Origin of the sequence: Campylobacter sp. CFSAN093229, from assembly GCF_011068225.1 — a bacterium.
Classification (GTDB): Bacteria; Campylobacterota; Campylobacteria; order Campylobacterales; family Campylobacteraceae; genus Campylobacter_D; species Campylobacter_D jejuni.
In genome coordinates this window covers 108,187-125,201 of sequence record NZ_JAAMXB010000005.1, presented here as the reverse complement: position 1 = coordinate 125,201, position 17,015 = coordinate 108,187, and the positions used below count along the sequence as shown (strand labels likewise).

General features: G+C 31.4%; 16 protein-coding genes. 7 read left to right on the top strand and 9 right to left on the bottom strand.

What is annotated here, in order from left to right; all coding sequences use genetic code 11:
* Nucleotides 1–49 precede the first annotated feature (49 nt).
* Complete coding sequence (locus FBE93_RS02660; protein WP_002933855.1) at nt 50–1,426, top strand: cation:dicarboxylase symporter family transporter; 1,377 nt, start codon at nt 50–52, stop codon at nt 1,424–1,426.
* Here the strand turns inward: FBE93_RS02660 and FBE93_RS02655 are convergent.
* Nucleotides 1,423–2,229, bottom strand: coding sequence for an inverse autotransporter beta-barrel domain-containing protein (locus FBE93_RS02655; RefSeq protein WP_002933853.1), 807 nt, complete (start codon nt 2,227–2,229; stop codon nt 1,423–1,425). The genes FBE93_RS02660 and FBE93_RS02655 overlap by 4 nt on opposite strands.
* A 141-nt stretch (nt 2,230–2,370) precedes the next feature.
* On the opposite strand from FBE93_RS02655, the gene FBE93_RS02650 reads away from it, so the two are divergent.
* Nucleotides 2,371–3,897 (top strand): inorganic phosphate transporter, encoded by a 1,527-nt coding sequence (locus FBE93_RS02650; RefSeq protein ID WP_002852729.1) that lies wholly within the window; start codon nt 2,371–2,373, stop codon nt 3,895–3,897.
* A gap of 7 nt (nt 3,898–3,904) precedes the next feature.
* Here the strand turns inward: FBE93_RS02650 and FBE93_RS02645 are convergent, their stop codons facing one another.
* The 3 genes from FBE93_RS02645 to gatB are packed head-to-tail and all read right to left on the bottom strand — an operon-like array spanning nt 3,905 to nt 7,404.
* Nucleotides 3,905–5,083 carry a metal-dependent hydrolase gene (locus tag FBE93_RS02645; RefSeq protein ID WP_002933852.1) on the bottom strand — a complete coding sequence of 393 codons (1,179 nt, stop codon included), beginning with the start codon at nt 5,081–5,083 and terminating at the stop codon, nt 3,905–3,907.
* A gap of 9 nt (nt 5,084–5,092) precedes the next feature.
* Nucleotides 5,093–5,989, bottom strand: a complete 897-nt coding sequence (locus tag FBE93_RS02640) for an NAD(P)H-dependent glycerol-3-phosphate dehydrogenase (protein WP_072225864.1) — start codon at nt 5,987–5,989, stop codon at nt 5,093–5,095.
* Complete coding sequence (gene gatB / locus FBE93_RS02635; protein ID WP_002933850.1) at nt 5,986–7,404, bottom strand: Asp-tRNA(Asn)/Glu-tRNA(Gln) amidotransferase subunit GatB; 1,419 nt, start codon at nt 7,402–7,404, stop codon at nt 5,986–5,988. Before gatB ends, FBE93_RS02640 begins: the two co-directional genes overlap by 4 nt.
* Before the next feature lie 115 nt (nt 7,405–7,519).
* Between gatB and luxS the strand changes: the two genes are divergently transcribed.
* From luxS to metF, 5 genes are all read left to right on the top strand, one after another.
* Nucleotides 7,520–8,014, top strand: a complete 495-nt coding sequence (gene luxS, locus FBE93_RS02630) for an S-ribosylhomocysteine lyase (RefSeq protein ID WP_002933849.1) — start codon at nt 7,520–7,522, stop codon at nt 8,012–8,014.
* 309 nt (nt 8,015–8,323) lie between these two features.
* A complete protein-coding gene (locus FBE93_RS02625) occupies nt 8,324–9,316 on the top strand; it encodes an isopenicillin N synthase family oxygenase (protein WP_002933848.1) in 993 nt (330 codons plus the stop codon).
* 11 nt (nt 9,317–9,327) lie between these two features.
* On the top strand, nt 9,328–10,098 hold the full coding sequence (locus tag FBE93_RS02620) for a MetQ/NlpA family ABC transporter substrate-binding protein (protein ID WP_165434156.1): 771 nt from the start codon (nt 9,328–9,330) through the stop codon (nt 10,096–10,098).
* A gap of 11 nt (nt 10,099–10,109) precedes the next feature.
* Nucleotides 10,110–12,374 (top strand): 5-methyltetrahydropteroyltriglutamate--homocysteine S-methyltransferase, encoded by a 2,265-nt coding sequence (gene metE, locus FBE93_RS02615; protein ID WP_002933844.1) that lies wholly within the window; start codon nt 10,110–10,112, stop codon nt 12,372–12,374.
* 9 nt (nt 12,375–12,383) lie between these two features.
* Nucleotides 12,384–13,232: a methylenetetrahydrofolate reductase [NAD(P)H] gene (gene metF / locus FBE93_RS02610; RefSeq protein ID WP_002892722.1), complete on the top strand. Its 849-nt coding sequence runs from the start codon at nt 12,384–12,386 to the stop codon at nt 13,230–13,232.
* Between the two features lie 21 nt (nt 13,233–13,253).
* Here the strand turns inward: metF and FBE93_RS02605 are convergent, their stop codons facing one another.
* The 5 genes from FBE93_RS02605 to FBE93_RS02585 form a co-directional block, all read right to left on the bottom strand.
* The gene (locus FBE93_RS02605) at nt 13,254–13,445 is read right to left on the bottom strand and encodes a hypothetical protein (RefSeq protein WP_002933843.1); all 192 of its coding nucleotides are present in this window, start codon (nt 13,443–13,445) and stop codon (nt 13,254–13,256) included.
* Nucleotides 13,442–14,122 (bottom strand): F0F1 ATP synthase subunit A, encoded by a 681-nt coding sequence (locus tag FBE93_RS02600; RefSeq protein WP_002858390.1) that lies wholly within the window; start codon nt 14,120–14,122, stop codon nt 13,442–13,444. The genes FBE93_RS02605 and FBE93_RS02600 overlap by 4 nt, the downstream gene beginning before the upstream one ends.
* A gap of 68 nt (nt 14,123–14,190) precedes the next feature.
* Nucleotides 14,191–15,531: a DNA repair protein RadA gene (gene radA, locus FBE93_RS02595; protein ID WP_002933842.1), complete on the bottom strand. Its 1,341-nt coding sequence runs from the start codon at nt 15,529–15,531 to the stop codon at nt 14,191–14,193.
* Entirely contained in the window at nt 15,531–16,397 is an 867-nt protein-coding gene (ftsY, locus tag FBE93_RS02590) for a signal recognition particle-docking protein FtsY (RefSeq protein ID WP_165434155.1), read from the bottom strand. The genes radA and ftsY overlap by 1 nt, the downstream gene beginning before the upstream one ends.
* Nucleotides 16,397–16,954: a TlpA disulfide reductase family protein gene (locus tag FBE93_RS02585; RefSeq protein WP_165434154.1), complete on the bottom strand. Its 558-nt coding sequence runs from the start codon at nt 16,952–16,954 to the stop codon at nt 16,397–16,399. Before FBE93_RS02585 ends, ftsY begins: the two co-directional genes overlap by 1 nt.
* Nucleotides 16,955–17,015 lie beyond the last annotated feature (61 nt).

The following is a 17,015-nucleotide window of genomic DNA, read 5'->3' as shown; positions in this document are numbered from 1 at the left end:
CACATTGTTAAAATTATATTTCACAAAAGATCACAAGGAGTGAATAAACTTGGAAACTTTAAGTCAAACTTTAGCTGAAAGAAAACCGCCTTTATATAAACGTATTATAAAAAGTCTTGGATTTTGGGTGATTATAGGCATTATTACAGGTATTATACTTGGTTATACAGATAAAGAATTAGCCATTGCTAGCAAACCAGGAGTTGATTATTTTATAGGTGCTTTAAAGGTTCTTATAGGTCCTATTATTTTTGTTACTTTGGTTTTGGGCATCATTAGTCTTGAAAGTTTAAAAAAAGTAGGTAGTATTGGCGCTAAAGCGGTTATCTACTTTGAAGTTGTAAGTACTTTAGCACTTGCTATAGGTATTTTTATGGCAAATGTTATGCAACCAGGCCATGGAATGAATCTTGATCCAAGTCAACTTGATACAAAAAGCGTTCAAAAATATATTTCTCAAACCACAGAAGTAAGTGCGAGCTCTGAGATTATGCATATTTTAAAAGATGCTATGCCTACTGATATTATCACGCCTTTTACAGAAGGAAAAACCATACAAGTTTTAGTTATTGCTATAATTACTGCTTTGATTATTTCTTTAATGAGAATAGAAGATAAACAGGCAATTCAAAGAGTTTTTGAAGTGGTACAAAATTTTGTTTTTAAAATTCTACAAATCATTATGTATTTTAGTCCTATTGCCGCCTTTTCAGCAATGGCTGTACTCATAGCTCAATACGGAATTGGCTCTTTGATCAACTTAGCATATTTACTTTTAGTAATGCTGATTTCATGTCTTGTTTTTATATTTGGAATCTTAGGTCTGATTTGTTATTTTGCAAAAGTAAATATCTTCAAATTTATGAGATTTATCTCAAGAGAAGTATTGATCGTTTTTGCAACCAGTTCAAGCGAGTCTGCACTTGCTCCTTTAATGAGAAAACTAGAAAAAGCAGGACTTTCTAAAGCAACAGTTGGACTTGTTTTACCAACGGGATATAGTTTTAATCTTGATTGTACAAATATTTATCTAGCTATGAGCTTAATCTTTCTAGCACAAGCTTTCAATGTAAATTTAAGTTTAGCACACGAAATCAGTATTTTAATAGTATTAATGATAGCTTCAAAAGGTGCAGTAGGTGTAACTGGATCAGGTTTTATAGTGCTTGGAAGTACGCTTGCGGCTCTAGGAAATATGGAAATTTCAGAAGCAAATGCAACCTTAGCGCAAGTTCTACCAGTAGCTGCCATAGGTGTTCTTTTAGGTGTTGATAAATTTATGTCTGAAATGAGGGCTGTTGGAAATCTTTGTGGAAATTCAGTAGCAGCCTTAATCGTTGCGATCTGGGATAAACAAATTGATCGGGAAAAATTCCACTATGCTATGGATAATCCAGAAAAATTCCATAATGCTGGAATGAACTAATGGGTTCTTTGGAGGAAATCATATCGATTAACCTCCTCTAAAGTATTATCTTTTTTCCTAAATTGTTTTAAAAAACTTTCATTGAAATTAAAACTAAATCCAACTTGAACAACGGTATCATCAACAGTCTCTCTTGCGCTATAATCACGACGCAATAAATTTAAACTAAATACACTATAAGGAGAGTAAGATACTTGATAATTAGTTTTATCATTATCCTTGCTTATATCAAAAGCAAAAGCGGTGTAAGTTGGAATTACAAAACTCATTCCAAGCTGTAAATTTTTTTCTGCTTCATTGGGTATGTAATAATTACTATAAGCCTTTATAAATTTACTATAACCAAACTCTGTACCAAAGCTTTTAGTATCTTTTTGTTCCTTTTGTTTGTCAATAAAACCATTAACTCCAAATAAAAAATCATCTTTTTCATAACGATTGATTAAGCCCCCTGAGTAATTATAATTATCTTGAGCCACAAAAAGTTCTTTTTGAAAAAGCAAAGAATTATTCTCTCCCTCATAAAGAGAACTTAAATTTTTAACCTGCGCGTTTTCATTTTGAAAATCTAAATTCCCATCTGTTTTATCTATACCATTATTATTTTCTAAAGTTTTTGAAAGCAAGCTATCAAAAGTGCTTTTAAAATCCACATTCTCTTCTTGAATTTTTGGAGCTTCTTTGGTATTTTTATAATCAAAGTGCTCCCAAGAATTTTGATTATTATTCTTTACCAAAGCCTCAGTAAGTTCATCAGCATTGAGTAAAGAAAACAATGCTATTATATAAAAAATACCCCTCATTATTCTTATATTCCTTATTATTTCTTGTTTGAGTATTTATTATAAAAAAATAATATAAATAAAAATTCCACAAAGACTAAAAATTAAAATTAGCAAATTTAAAGTAAATAAGTGTATAATTAAAATAAAAAAGGGTTATTAATGCAAAAAGACAACCTCATAGCTTTTGTTATTTTTATTATCAGTACTATCGCATTTGTTATTTGGGGATTTGGTTATATTTCGCAACATCAACTCATTCTTTTTATTCTTGCTTCTATATTTGGCATTTTTATGGCATTTAATATAGGTGGAAATGATGTAGCCAATTCTTTTGGAACAAGCGTTGGTGCAAAAACAGTAACCATTAAACAAGCTTTAATTATAGCAGCTGTTTTTGAGCTAAGCGGGGCAATCTTCGCAGGCGCAGAAGTTACTAAGACCATACGCAGCGGTATTGTTATTTTTCCAAATTCTTTAGATCCTATGCTTTTTGTTATCATTATGCTTGCTGCACTTTTAAGCTCTGGGGTTTGGATTTTTATTGCAACCAAGAAAGGCTTACCTGTATCAACCACACACAGTATAGTTGGTGGGATTGTAGGTGCTAGCATTATGATGGGGCTTTTAAAATTTGATGGGATCCAAACACTCTCTATGGTTAAATGGAGTGAAATTTTAAGAATAGCTATTTCTTGGGTAGCCTCGCCTCTTTTAGGGGGTATTGTAGCTTATATTATTTATTCATATATTGATAAGAAAATTTTAAAACCATCAGAAAAACTAAATGATGATTTGAAAAATATCAAAAAAGAAAGAAAAAAATTCAAAGAAGAATATTTTTTAAATTTAAAAACAAAATCCCAAGAAGAACAAATTAAAGAACTTTCCGCTATAGCTTTAGATGAGGAAGAACAAGAAAATAATTTCTATAGAAATAAAATGAAGGAATTTAAGGATCAAGAAAAAGATATAGATATTTACTCTATTTTAAAAACTCATATGCCAATTATTGCTTGTATTGCTGCTGCTATCATTTCGGCAATGTTTTTATTTAAAGGTTTAAATAATGTTAGCACTTTGGATATTTTACAAAACTTTTGGATTATCGGAATTATAGGAACTATAAGTTATGTTGTAACATTTGCTATAGTCAAAATCGTTAAAAAAACAGAACTTAATAAAACTACTGATAGAATTTTCTCATGGTTTCAAATATTTACAGCCTCTAGTTTTGCATTTTCACACGGAGCCAATGATATAGCCAATGCTATAGGTCCTTTTGCAGCGATTTTAGATGTCTTAAAAAACGGCACAATTAACGCGACTTCTCCTGTACCTTTTGCTGCTTTAGCTATGTTTGGAGTTGCTCTAGTTGTAGGACTTTGGTTTTTAGGCAAAGAAGTGATTACTACAGTAGGTTCAAAACTTGCAACCATACGCCCTACTACTGGATTTTCTGCAGAACTTGGTGCAAGCATAGTTATACTCTTAGCTACACAATTTGGAATTCCTGTTAGCTCCACCCATATACTCATAGGTGCTATCTTGGGTATAGGAGTGTATAATAAAAATGCAAATTGGATTATGATGAAGCCTATAGGATTGGCTTGGATTATCACTTTACCAGCCGCTGGTATTATGGCAGCACTTGTATTTTTAGGATTTAAACTATCTTTAGGAATTTAAGTAAAGCTTATTTTTCTAAAATATTTTTTCCTTTAATTATATGCATTTTAATCTTTCCAAAAAGTTTATCCTCAGAATAAAGAGAACTTTTTGGAGCAAAAATTTCTTCATTCTCATCAAAAAGAACTAGATTAGCTTCTTTTCCGACTTCTATAACTCCACTATTTAAACCTAAAAATTCACTAGGATTTTTACTTGTAAATTGACAAAGCTCTTGCCAATTTAAAAATCCTTCTTTGATTAAAAAAGTATAGCAAAGACTTATAAATTCGCATACGCTATGGATTCCAAAGGCCGCTTCATCAAAAGCTAAATCTTTTAAAGAAATTGATTTTGCACTATGTAAAGAAGTTAAAAAACTAATTTTTCCTTCTTTTAAAGCCTCTCTTAAAGCCAAAACATCTTCTTTGCTTCTTAAAGGTGGCATAAGTTTCGCAGCAGTATTAAAATCTTCACAAGCACTATCATCTTTGATAAGATGATGAATGCTTACAAGTTTTAAATCCTTTTCATCCAATAATACTAAAGAATCTTTCAAACTTAAAAGATCAAAAATAACTTTATTTTTATAAAATTTAGCCAATTCTTTCATTTTAGCTATCTGGCTAGTTTCAGCGATTTTACTCATGCCTATAAGCCCTAGCTCAAAACTCATTTCACAATCATTCATCACTCCATTATCATCAAAATCCTTGTCATAACAACGCACAAAAATTGGAGAGTCTTTCATAAAAGCATATTGTGAACTTACTTTTAAAGTATTTGCATCTAAAGAGCTGTCAAGTTCTAGAGCACAAGCACCTTTATTTAAAAGAGTGGCTAAATTTTTAAGCTTGCCGTTTGTATCCTTAACCCGCACACTTGAAAAAATTTGCATCTTTCTTTGAGCTAAATTTTGTAAAAATAAAGCAAAACTTTCTTCATCAAAATCCATGCAATCACGCAAAACTATACTAGAAATTCCTCCTTTTAGACACTCATTTTCCAAAAGCTCTAAATTAGCTAAAGAAAATTTATCGTTTTTTAAACTCACACACAAATCCACAAAAGATGGAAGTAAAGTCATGCCTTTAGCATCTAAAATTTCTTCACCTTGTAAATTAGAACCAATATTGGTAATTTTTCCTTCTTTAACCTCTATATCTTGTAAAGAATCTCCATAAATTTTTGCATTTTTAATTATCATGATTTTTCCTTAATCATTTTGCTTTAATAAATTCTGCGTTGCTTCTTGCACACTTTTACCCTTAAAAATTGCCACTACTTCATTTACAATAGGTGTATAAATTCCTTTCATTTTTGCTAGTTTTTCTATAGCATAAGCAGTTTTTACACCTTCTGCTACTTCATTAAGTTCGGCTAAAATACTATCTAATTTTTGATTTTGCGCCAGTTTTAAACCCACTCTATAATTTCTTGATAAAACACTAGTTGCGGTTAAAAACAAATCCCCTGCCCCACTTAATCCTAAAAAAGTTTCTTCTTTTGCACCAAAAAATTTACCAAAACGATGCATTTCTATAAGCCCTCTTGAAATCAATGCCGCCCTTGCATTATTACCAAGTTTTAACCCATCACTAATCCCACTTGCAATCGCCAAAACATTCTTATAAGCACCACAAATTTCAGCACCACGAACATCATTATCAATATAAGTTTTAATAAAATCAGGGAAAAAACTTGCAAATTTTTTACAAAGCTCTTGATTTATCCCACTAATCATCAAAGCAGTAGGAAGTTTTTGCATTACTTCAGCAGCAAAAGAAGGACCGCTTAAAACACAAAAATTTTCTTTTGGTACAAAATCTAAAAAAATTTCATCTAAAAATTGACAACTTTGATCTTCTATGCCTTTTGAAGCAATTAAAATTTTTTGTTCCTTGTTGATGAAATTTTCTTTAAGCCAAGTACGCATTCCTTGAGAACTTAAAGCAAAAATAAGATATTCACATTCTAAAGCTTCTTTTATACTAACAAAATCTTTTAAATCACGCTGATGCAAAGAACTGATAAAACAATTGTGATTTTCTTTTAAGGCTAGATGTAAAGCACTACCCCATTTTCCCGCACCAATAACCGCTATACGCATCAACCAAGCTTTGCTTTTAAAATTTCATTCACTTTTGCAGGATTAAAAGCTCCCTTACCCTCTTTCATTGTTTGACCTACAAAGAATCCAAAAAGCTTGTCTTTACCGCTTTTATACTCTGCAACCTTATCAGCATTTGCATTTAAAATTTGTTCAATCACCGCTTCTATAGCTGAATCATCACTTACTTGCTTAAGTCCTAGCTTTTCTATAGCATCATCAATTTCCACACTGGTATTTTCAAATACAAAAGCCAAAACATCTTTAGCCGCTTTTGCACTGATAGTGCCATCTTCTATGCGTTTAATTAAAACTCCAAGCTTTTGAGCATCTACGGGAGAATTTTCTATAGTCAATTCTCCTTTTAAAAGTCCCATAAGTTCAGTATTTAACCAATTTACGCAAAGCTTAGGATTTAAATTTTGAGAAATAAGACTTTCAAAAAAACGACTCATTTCTAAAGAACTGATTAAAACCTCAGCATCACTTTCTTTTATACCAAGCTCGTCTATAAAGCGTGCTTTCTTCTCATCAGGAAGTTCAGGAATTTTAATATCCAAAAACTCATCTTTTAATAAAACAGGCAATAAATCAGGATCAGGAAAATATCGATATTCTGCCGCTTCTTCTTTGCCACGCATACTTCTCGTAACTAAATTTGTCGTATCAAAAAGTCTGGTTTCTTGAACTACTTCTTGTTCGTAAGTTCCATCTTCCCAAGCCTCACTTTGTCTTTTCACCTCATATTCTATAGCTTTTTGGATAAAACGAAAAGAATTAAGATTTTTAATCTCTACTCTAGTATAAAGTTTTGTATCGCCCTTAGGCCTTATGCTAACATTTGCATCGCATCTAAAACTTCCTTCTTGCATATTTGCATCTGAAATATCTAAAAAGCGTATAATAGAATGAAGTTTTTTAAGATAAGCTACTGCCTCATCACTACTTCTAAGCTCAGGCTCACTGACAATCTCAAGCAAAGGAGTTCCTGCACGATTTAAATCCACTTTAGAAAAATTACTTTCATGGATATTTTTACCTGCATCTTCTTCCAAGTGCGCTCTTGTAATACCTATGCGTTTATTTTCACCATTTACATTGATAAAAAGCTCACCCTTTTCTACTATAGGGATATCAAATTGTGAAATTTGATAAGCCTTAGGTAAATCTGGATAAAAATAATTCTTGCGATTAAAAACACTTTTTTTATTAATTGTTGCATTGACAGCTTTTCCAAAAGCTATAGCTTTTTTTACAGCCTCTTCATTTAAAACAGGCAAAGCTCCTGGTAAGGCCAAACAAGTGGGACAAACATTAGTATTTGGAGCTTCTCCAAAAGAAGTTGCACATGAGCAAAAGATTTTTGTTTTTGTATTTAACTGAGTATGAACTTCAAGACCTATAACTACTTCAAACATAAAATTTCCTTGAATTTTTAAATGTTTTATTTTATCTTTTTTTCTTTTAGAAAGGCTTTAAATATTAACTTTAAATGCTATAATCCTTAAGTAATTTATATTTTAAGGAGTTAAAATGCCATTATTAGACAGCTTTAAAGTTGACCATACTAAAATGCTAGCTCCTGCTGTGCGTTTAGCTAAAGTTATGAAAACACCTAAGGGTGATGATATTAGTGTATTTGATTTGCGTTTTTGCATACCAAATAAAGACATTATGAGCGAAAAAGGTACTCATACCTTAGAACATTTATTTGCAGGATTTATGAGAGATCATTTAAATTCAAATTCAGTTGAAATTATTGATATTTCACCTATGGGTTGTCGCACGGGTTTTTATATGAGTTTAATTGGAACACCTAATGAGAAAAGTATTGCAAAAGCTTGGGAAGCAGCTATGAAAGATGTTTTAAGTGTAAGCGATCAAAGCAAAATTCCTGAACTTAATATCTATCAATGTGGAACTTGCGCAATGCATTCTTTAGATGAAGCCAAACAAATTGCCCAAAAAGTTTTAAATCTAGGTATTAGCATAATGAATAACAAAGAATTAAAACTCGAGAATGCTTAAAAAGAATCTTTATTTTTTAAATGATTAAGCTTTAATTAATATATTTTTATATATGATTTTGAAATTTTATTATTTTAAAAGGAGAAAAAATGAAACTGATGTGCGAGATGTGTAGTATCTAGTGCGTCCTTTGGCTTAACATTATGTTTCCAAAGGTCCAAAAAGTGGATAAGGAGATATAATGTGTAAGAAAGTCAAAAAGTTTATTTTTTTCAAAATACTTATTTAAAATCTTAACTTACAAAAATTTCTCTAATAAAATTTAATTCAAAATATCTTCTTATCCTTAATTTTATTTAAGGAGCAAAAATGAATTTACCTATACTTGATTTACAAGCTTATGAAAAAGATAAAAGCACTTTTCTTAAAAACTTAAGAGAAATTGCTTCTAAAATAGGTTTTTTTTATCTTATCAATACTAGTATAGATAAAAATTTAAATGAGAAATTATTCAAACTTGGCAAAGAATTTTTTAATCTTCCTAGAAGTTCGAAAGAGCTTATTTCTATGGTGCATTCTTCTCAATTTAGAGGTTATACTAGCGAAGGTTTTGAATACACAGCAGGAGCTAAGGATTATAGAGAACAACTGGATATAGGCACAGAAAGAGATGCTTTAAACTGGAATTTAAACTCACCTTTATGGCAAAGACTAGAAGGCCCTAATCTTTGGCCTAGTGAAATTCCAGAACTTAAAAAAACTTTCTTAACTTGGCACGAACAAACCAAAAAAGCTTGTTTAAAGCTTTTAAAAGCCTTCGCTCAAGCTCTTGATCTACCTAGCAATGCTTTTGATAAACTTTATGGAGAAAATTCTTATGAACATTGTAAAATCATACATTATCCAAAAAGCTCAAAAAATATCACTCAAGGCGTAGGCTCACATAAAGATGGTGGGCTTATCACTTTTGTTTTTCAAGAAAAACAAAGCGGACTTGAAGCTTTTATAGATGGTAAATGGCTTAGCATACCCCCACTTGAAAATAGTGTTGTAGTTAATATAGGAGAATTTTTAGAACTAGCTACCAATGGCTATTTAAAAGCTACTATTCACCGCGTGAATTTAAGCCCAAAAGAACGCTTTAGCATAGCTTATTTTCTTGGAGTGCAACTTGATAAGGATATACCTATTTTTAAGTTAAACCCAGAGCTTGCCAAAGAAAGCAAAGGTGTGGATACTGATCCTAAAAATCCACTTTTAAGAAATGTTGCAAGTAATTATTTTAAAAGAATGATACGCTCACATCCTGATGTAGCAAGCATTTATCATAGTGACTTGATAGAAAAATTTAAATTTGCGTAAAGGAGAAAAAAATGACTTTATTTACCAAAGCTTTTTGTATCGCTACTCTTTTTACCGGTTTTGCATCGGCAAATGAAGAACTTAAAGTTGGCTCTTCTATAACACCTCATGCAGATATTTTAAGGTTTATCAAGCCTAAACTTCAAAAACAAGGTTATGATTTAAAAATTTATGAATTCAATGATGGGGTGATCCCTAATGTAATGGTTGAAAACGGTGAATTGGATGCTAATTATTTTCAGCATGAACCTTATTTAAAAGAATTCAATCAAAGGCAAAGCACCCATCTTGTAAAAGTTGCTAGTATTCATATAGAACCTATGGCGGTGTATTCTAAAAAACATAAAGAATTTAACCCCGAGGAAGGACAAAACATTTCTATACCCAATAATCCTACAAATGAAAGCCGTGCTTTACGCATTGTAGCAAGCAAAGGGCTTATAGAAATTAAGGATAATGAGCTCATCACTCCTTTAGATATTACTAAAAATCCTAAGAAGCTTAAATTTGTAGAGTTAAAAGACGCTCAACTTACAAGGAGTTTAGATGATGTAGATTATTCTCTTATTAATAGCAATTTTGCTATTTTAGCAGGTTTAAACCCTGTAAAAGATGGGTTTTATACAGAAAGTAAATATAGTGAATATGGCAATATCATCGCTGTTAAAGAAGGTAATGAAAACCTTCCTAAAATCAAAGCCCTAGTAAAGGCCTTGCAAAGCGATGAAGTTAAAAAATTTATAGAAGAAAAATATCAGGGTGCTTTAATCCCTACATTTTAAGGAGAACAAATATGAAAAATTCAATCATTTCTTACCCAAGAATAGGTGCAAATAGAGAATTAAAATTTGCTATTGAAAAATACTTTAAAAACCAAAGTTCAAAAGAGGAGCTTTTAAAAAGTGCTAAGGATTTAAGGATTAGACACTGGCAAGAAATTCAAAAAGCTGGCATTGATTTTATCCCTAGTAATGATTTTTCACTTTATGATAATGTCTTAGATACGGCTGTACTTTTTAACATTGTTCATACAAAGTATAAAAATTTAAATTTAGATGCTTTAGATGAATACTTTGCTCAAAGTCGAGGTTATCAAGGAGAAAATGGAGATGTTACAGCTTTAGCAATGAAAAAATGGTTCAATACAAATTATCATTATTTGGTGCCTGAGTGCGATAATGCTAATATTATAGCTTTAACAGGGGATAAAATTTTTAAAGAATATCTTGAAGCTAAAGAGCTTGACATAGAAAGCAAGCCTGTTTTAATAGGTATTTTCACACTTTTTAAACTCATTGCCTTTAAAGATGAAAAAACTCAAAAACTTGCCAAAGAAAAGCTTTTAAACGCTTATATAGAGCTTTTTGATAAACTAAATGAACTTAAAGTGACATGGCTTGAACTTGATGAGCCTTATTTGGTTTATGATTTAAACAAGGAAGATATTGCTTTGTTTGAAGAATTTTACCAAAAACTTTTAAATCATAAAAAAAATCTTAAAATTTTACTTCAAAGCTATTTTGGAGACTTAAGAGATATTTATCCTAAACTTTTAGAAAGCAAATTTGATGCTTTGGGGCTTGATTTTATCGAAGGTAAACAAAGCTTAGCCTTAGTTCAAAAATACGGCTTTGCTAAAGATAAAATCCTTTTTACAGGTCTTATTAACGGCAAAAATATCTACGCTAATGATTATGCTAAAAGCCTAAAGCTTATTAAAGAGCTTCAAAAATATACACAAAATATCATTCTAAACACCTCTTGCTCACTTTTGCATGTGCCTTATAGCACTGAATTTGAAAGCAAATTGGATCCAAGCTATCTTAAACTTTTTGCCTTTGCTAAAGAAAAACTTCAAGAGCTTAAAGATTTAAAAGAAATCTTAAATTCCAGTGAAGAAAATCCGCTCTTTAAAGCTAATCAAGAGCTTTTTAAAAATATTCCGGAGCGTTTAGATGAAAAAGTCAAAGTAAGACTTAAGGCTTTAAAAAAAGAAGATTTTACTAGAACGCCTAGTTTTAAAGAACGTGCCTTAATCCAAAAAGAATTTTTAAAACTTCCTCTTTTGCCAACCACAACCATAGGCTCCTTTCCTCAAAGTGCTGATGTAAGATCTAATCGCCTTGCCTTTAAGCAAGAAAAAATTTCAGCTCAAAACTACACTGAATTTAACCAACAAAAAATCAAAGAATGTATACAAATTCAAGAAGAAATAGGACTTGATGTTTTAGTACATGGAGAATTTGAAAGAAATGATATGGTGGAGTATTTTGGAGAGAATTTAAAGGGCTTTTTATTTACTCAAAATGGCTGGGTTCAAAGCTATGGCACAAGGTGCGTTAAGCCTCCTGTGATTTGGGGTGATGTATCACGCACAAAGCCTATTACCTTAGCTTGGTCTAAATTTGCACAAAGTTTAAGTCAAAAAATCGTAAAAGGTATGCTAACTGGACCTGTAACCATACTTAATTGGTCCTTTCCAAGAGAAGACATCAGTCTAAAAGAAAGCACTGAGCAAATTGCCTTAGCTATAAGAGATGAAGTATTAGATCTTGAAAATGCGGGTATAAAAATCATACAAATTGATGAAGCAGCTTTACGTGAAAAACTGCCTTTAAGAAAAAGCGATTGGCATAGCGAGTATTTAGATTGGGCTATCCCTGCTTTTAATCTTGTGCATAGTGGGGTAAAAGCTAAAACTCAAATTCACACTCATATGTGCTATAGTGAATTTAGCGATATCTTAAAAGAAATTGACGCTATGGATGCTGATGTGATTTCTTTTGAAGCTTCAAGATCAAACTTAAGCCTTTTAGATACCCTAAAAGCTATTCATTTTAAAACTGAGGTGGGACCAGGAGTTTATGATATACATAGCCCTAGAGTTCCAAGCATAGAAGAGCTAAGCTTAACCATAGAAAAAATTCTAAACAAATTACCTAAAGAACAAATTTGGATCAATCCAGACTGCGGACTTAAAACAAGAGCTTATGAAGAAGTCATAGCCTCTCTTAAAAATTTAGTTACGGCTACGCAAAAAATACGAAAACAATTATAAGGAGTTTTTATGTGTAATTTTTCTTTTGAAGTTTTTCCACCAAGAAAGGATGAAAATATCAAAAATCTTCATGCTATCTTAGATGATTTAGGGCAATTAAGCCCTAATTTTATCAGCGTAACCTTTGGAGCTGGAGGCTCTGTTAACTCACAAAACACTTTAGAAATTGCAAGCTTAATCCAGAAAGAATATCAAATTCCTAGCATAGTACATTTACCTTGTATCCATTCTAGTAAAGAAAAAATCACTCAGATACTTCAAAAATGCAAAGAAAAAAATCTTAATCAAATTCTTGCCCTAAGAGGCGATATATGTGAGAATTTAGAAAAAAGCAAAGATTTTTCTTATGCTAGTGATTTAATTTCTTTTATAAAAAAACAAGAATACTTTGAAATTTATGCCGCATGCTATCCTGAAAAACATAATGAATCTAAAAATTTCATCGAGGATATACACCATCTTAAAACTAAGGTAAATGCAGGAACAGATAAGCTCATTACTCAACTTTTTTACGATAATGAAGATTTTTATACTTTTAAACAAAATTGTGCTTTAGCAGGTATTGACATACCTATTTACGCAGGTATTATGCCTATTACTAACAAAAGACAGGTTTTAAAAATTTCTCAACTTTGCGGAGCTAAAATCCCTCCTAAATTTGTTAAAATTTTAGAAAAATATGAAAATAATACTTTGGCTTTAGAAGATGCAGGTATCGCGTATGCTTGCGATCAAATTGTCGATTTAATCACAAGTGGTGTAGATGGAATTCATCTTTATACTATGAATAAATCCAAAGCAGCTATTAAAATTTATGAAGCTGTAAAGTATTTGCTTAAAGAAGAGCTTCATGCTTAGAAAATAAACTATTTTTTGCTTTTATCTTAACTTATTTTCATTTTTCAGCTTATGGTTTTCTATAAGTAAAACAAAAATTAAAGATAAAAGCAAACCTGGTATAATACCCAAGCAAAGATAGAAAAAAGAATTATATTTAAAAAAGAAGAAAAATGCACCAAAAAGCATTAAAGCTAAAGATGCACCTTTGAAAAATTCTAAAATATAGATCAATGACCTTCCTCAACAACAGTTGCACCCGCTAAATATACATAAGTTAAAATCATAAAAATAAAAGCTTGTAAAAATGCCATAAAAGTTAAAAGCACATAAGCGGGAAGTGGAGCTATATAAGGAACTAAAGCTAAAATTACCATCAAAAATAAATCGTCACCTTTAATATTTCCAAACAAACGGAAGGACAAAGAAACCACACGAGAAAGATGAGAAACTATCTCTATAGGAAACATCAAAGGAGCTAAAAGTTTAATAGGTCCCATGAAATGAGCAAAATACTTTACAAAACCTTGTGCCCTAATACCCTCAAAATGATAATATACAAAAACTATAATAGCCAAGGACAAAGTCAAATTTAAACTTGCAGTTGGAGCGTGAAAACCAGGTATTATACCTATAATATTACTAAAAAACACTATAATCCCCAAAGTTGCAACCAAAGGAAGATATTTTCTTGCACCTTTTTCACTTCCCATGGTATCTCTACCCATAGATAAAACTCCCTCTAAAAAAGCCTCACCTAAATTTTGCATACCGCGTGGAACAAGTTGCATAGAACGAGTAGCCATCATAGCCACTATAACAGCAATTAAAGCTACCAAACCTATGTGAAAAAAATAAGAAAAAGTATGACTTGCATCAAGCAAAGAGCTAAATAAAAATAAATCTTTCATGGTTTCCTCAAAAATTTTATTCTAAACTCGAAATTCTAGCAAAATCTTACTTATATTTTAATGAAAATTTACATCCATTCTAAAACTTGCGAAAGTTCTTTAGCAACAAAACACTTAAGCCCTATATCTTCCAAAGGCTTAGAAGGAACAATGGCATTTTTAAATTTTTGCATTTTAGCTTCTTTTAAACGCGTATCAAGGCTAAAAACCTCTCTAATTTCTCCATTTAAACTAAGCTCCCCTATAAAAATACTATCTTTACTCAAAGGGCGATTTTTAAAACTTGAAATAATCGCAGCAACCACAGCCAAATCCGCAGCAGTTTCACTTACTTTTACTCCGCCGCTAATATTTACAAATACATCATAATGCCCTAAAGGAATTTCAAGTTTTCTTTCAAGCAAAGCCAAAAGCATATCTAAGCGATTTTTTTCATATCCTGTAGCGCTGCGTTTTGGATAAGAACTTTCACACACTAAAGCTTGAACTTCTAAAACCAAGGCACGAGATCCTTCCATCACAACACCTAAAGCACTTCCTGAAATAGCCTTTCCACGAGTAAAAAAACGATTTGCTAAATCTTTTGCGCTAATCAAACCCTTAGCAGTCATCTCAAAAATACCTACTTCATTCGTTCCACCAAAACGATTTTTAAAGCCTCTTAAAAGTCTAATTTCTTTAGTGGCATCTCCTTCAAAATAAAGCACCACATCTACCATATGCTCAAGAACTCTAGGTCCTGCTATAGCACCTTCTTTAGTAATATGCCCTATGATAAAAGTACTGATATTATAAGCCTTGCTAACACGCATAAGTTCAAAAGTAATCTCACGCACTTGAGTAATGCTTCCTGCTGCTGAAGTGATTTTATTTGAATATAGAGTTTGTATAGAATCAATGATAAGAATACTATAATCTTTTTTGTGCAATTCTTCTAAAATATTTTCAAGGCAAAGTTCAGTAAGTAAAAATAAATTCGGAGTATTAGCCTCAAGGCGATCAGCTCTTAATTTAATCTGGGCTTTACTTTCTTCGCCACTGACATAAAGCACTTTTTTACCCTGTTTAGCTAAATTTGAAGCAATTTTTAACAAAAGCGTAGATTTTCCCACACCTGGACTTCCGCCTATAAGCACTAAAGAACCTTCAACAAGCCCTCCGCCTAAAACCAAATCAAGCTCATTATCATCTGTGCTGTATCTTGTAAAATGTTCTAACTCCACATCTTCAATACAAACAGCCTCGCTTGTTTTCATACTAACTTGCGCAAGCTCTTTTAAAACTTTAATTTGCTCAGCTTTTAATTCTATAAAACTATCCCAAGCTCCACAATCAGGACATTTTCCAAGCCATTTGCTTTGTTGATTTCCACAAGCTTGACATTCAAAAAGTGCTTTATTTTTTGCCATTATTCAAAAATAGGATCTAATAAAGTATCTAAGTAAGCACTTGCATTAAATTCTTGTAAATCCGTCATTTGCTCACCCACGCCTACATAAAAAATAGGAAGCTCAAGCTCTCTTGCTATACTAAAAAGTGCACCCCCTTTAGCTGTCCCATCAAGCTTTGTAATAATCACACCATCAAGTTTTACAAGCTCATTAAAAGCTTTAGCTTGTAAAATTCCAGCATTTCCCTGTGTTCCATCTAAAACTAAAATTTTTCTATGGGGTGCACCTTCTAAAGCTTTGTTTAAAATTCTCACAATTTTTTCAAGCTCATGGGCTAAATTTTTTTGATTTTGCAAACGCCCTGCTGTATCGATAATAACCCTATCAAAATCCTTTGCTTTTGCTTTAGAAATGGTATCAAAAGCAACCGCTGAAGGATCATGCCCTTGTGCAGTTAAAACTATATCTACATCCACTTTTTGCGCCCAAAGTTTTAATTGCTCAATCGCACCTGCTCTAAAAGTATCACACGCTCCTAAAATCACTTTTTGATTTTGGTTTTTGTATAAATAAGCAAGCTTGGCAATACTTGTTGTTTTTCCTGCTCCATTTACTCCTAAAATAAGCTCTACAAAAGGTTTTTCTTGATTGGTTTCTTTTTTTTCATAAAGAAAATAAGAACCCATAACACGCTTTAAATCTTCTTTTTTTACTTCATTTTGAGGTGGTAAATAATAAATTATCTCTTCAACTATTTCATAACTTACATCTGCTTCAAGCAAAATTTCTTCAAGCAAATCTTTGGTTATCTTTTTATTCTCTCCTTTAACTCCAACAATATTTTCAAGAGTTTTTGCAAGTCCTTTTTTAAAAAAATCAAACATTAAAGTATAGCCTTTTGTATATCAATTTCTAGCATTTCTTCAGGAATAAGCCCTAAATACTGATTAATCAATTTAGAATGCTTGTTGTAAAGAAACATGGTAGGAATTCCATTTACCCCACCTAAAGCTTTAGCTAAAAGATAGTTATTTTCACCATTAGCGACTTTATAAGATATTTTATGCTGTTCTATAAATTTTTGAATCTCATCGTTAGATTTATCTTCTAATAAAATCCCAACTATATTAAAATCATTATTATACTTTTCTTGTAATTTATTAAGATGAGAGATTTCAGCAATGCAAGGGGTACACCAAGTGGTAAAAAATACAAACAAAGTTGCCTTATCTTCATCGTTGAAATTTAAAACGGCATTTTCTTTTTTAACTGAAATTGATCCTCCATCAATCAAATTAAGTTTAAAATTCATATCATCACTTTGATTGATACTTGCCTCGGTACTTAAATTTACATCATTTTGCTGCTTTTCTTTATCATTGCTACAAGCAACAAACAAATAAGATATTGCCACTAGTAAAAGTATTTTTTTAATCTTCATTATTTATCAATCCTTTATTCTTCTTTATAAAAATGCTAAAATTATAACATACATAAGATAA

Bases quoted from the DNA above. Each gene is read 5' to 3' on its own strand.
- FBE93_RS02650 (WP_002852729.1), top strand. From the start codon at position 2,371: ATGCAAAAAGACAACCTCATAGCTTTTGTTATTTTTATTATCAGTACT.
- FBE93_RS02645 (WP_002933852.1), bottom strand. From the start codon at position 5,083: ATGATAATTAAAAATGCAAAAATTTATGGAGATTCTTTACAAGATATA.
- radA (WP_002933842.1), bottom strand. From the start codon at position 15,531: ATGGCAAAAAATAAAGCACTTTTTGAATGTCAAGCTTGTGGAAATCAA.
- metF (WP_002892722.1), top strand. From the start codon at position 12,384: ATGTGTAATTTTTCTTTTGAAGTTTTTCCACCAAGAAAGGATGAAAAT.
- FBE93_RS02625 (WP_002933848.1), top strand. From the start codon at position 8,324: ATGAATTTACCTATACTTGATTTACAAGCTTATGAAAAAGATAAAAGC.
- FBE93_RS02620 (WP_165434156.1), top strand. From the start codon at position 9,328: ATGACTTTATTTACCAAAGCTTTTTGTATCGCTACTCTTTTTACCGGT.
- ftsY (WP_165434155.1), bottom strand. From the start codon at position 16,397: ATGTTTGATTTTTTTAAAAAAGGACTTGCAAAAACTCTTGAAAATATT.
- FBE93_RS02655 (WP_002933853.1), bottom strand. From the start codon at position 2,229: ATGAGGGGTATTTTTTATATAATAGCATTGTTTTCTTTACTCAATGCT.
- gatB (WP_002933850.1), bottom strand. From the start codon at position 7,404: ATGTTTGAAGTAGTTATAGGTCTTGAAGTTCATACTCAGTTAAATACA.
- FBE93_RS02585 (WP_165434154.1), bottom strand. From the start codon at position 16,954: ATGAAGATTAAAAAAATACTTTTACTAGTGGCAATATCTTATTTGTTT.
- metE (WP_002933844.1), top strand. From the start codon at position 10,110: ATGAAAAATTCAATCATTTCTTACCCAAGAATAGGTGCAAATAGAGAA.
- FBE93_RS02600 (WP_002858390.1), bottom strand. From the start codon at position 14,122: ATGAAAGATTTATTTTTATTTAGCTCTTTGCTTGATGCAAGTCATACT.
- luxS (WP_002933849.1), top strand. From the start codon at position 7,520: ATGCCATTATTAGACAGCTTTAAAGTTGACCATACTAAAATGCTAGCT.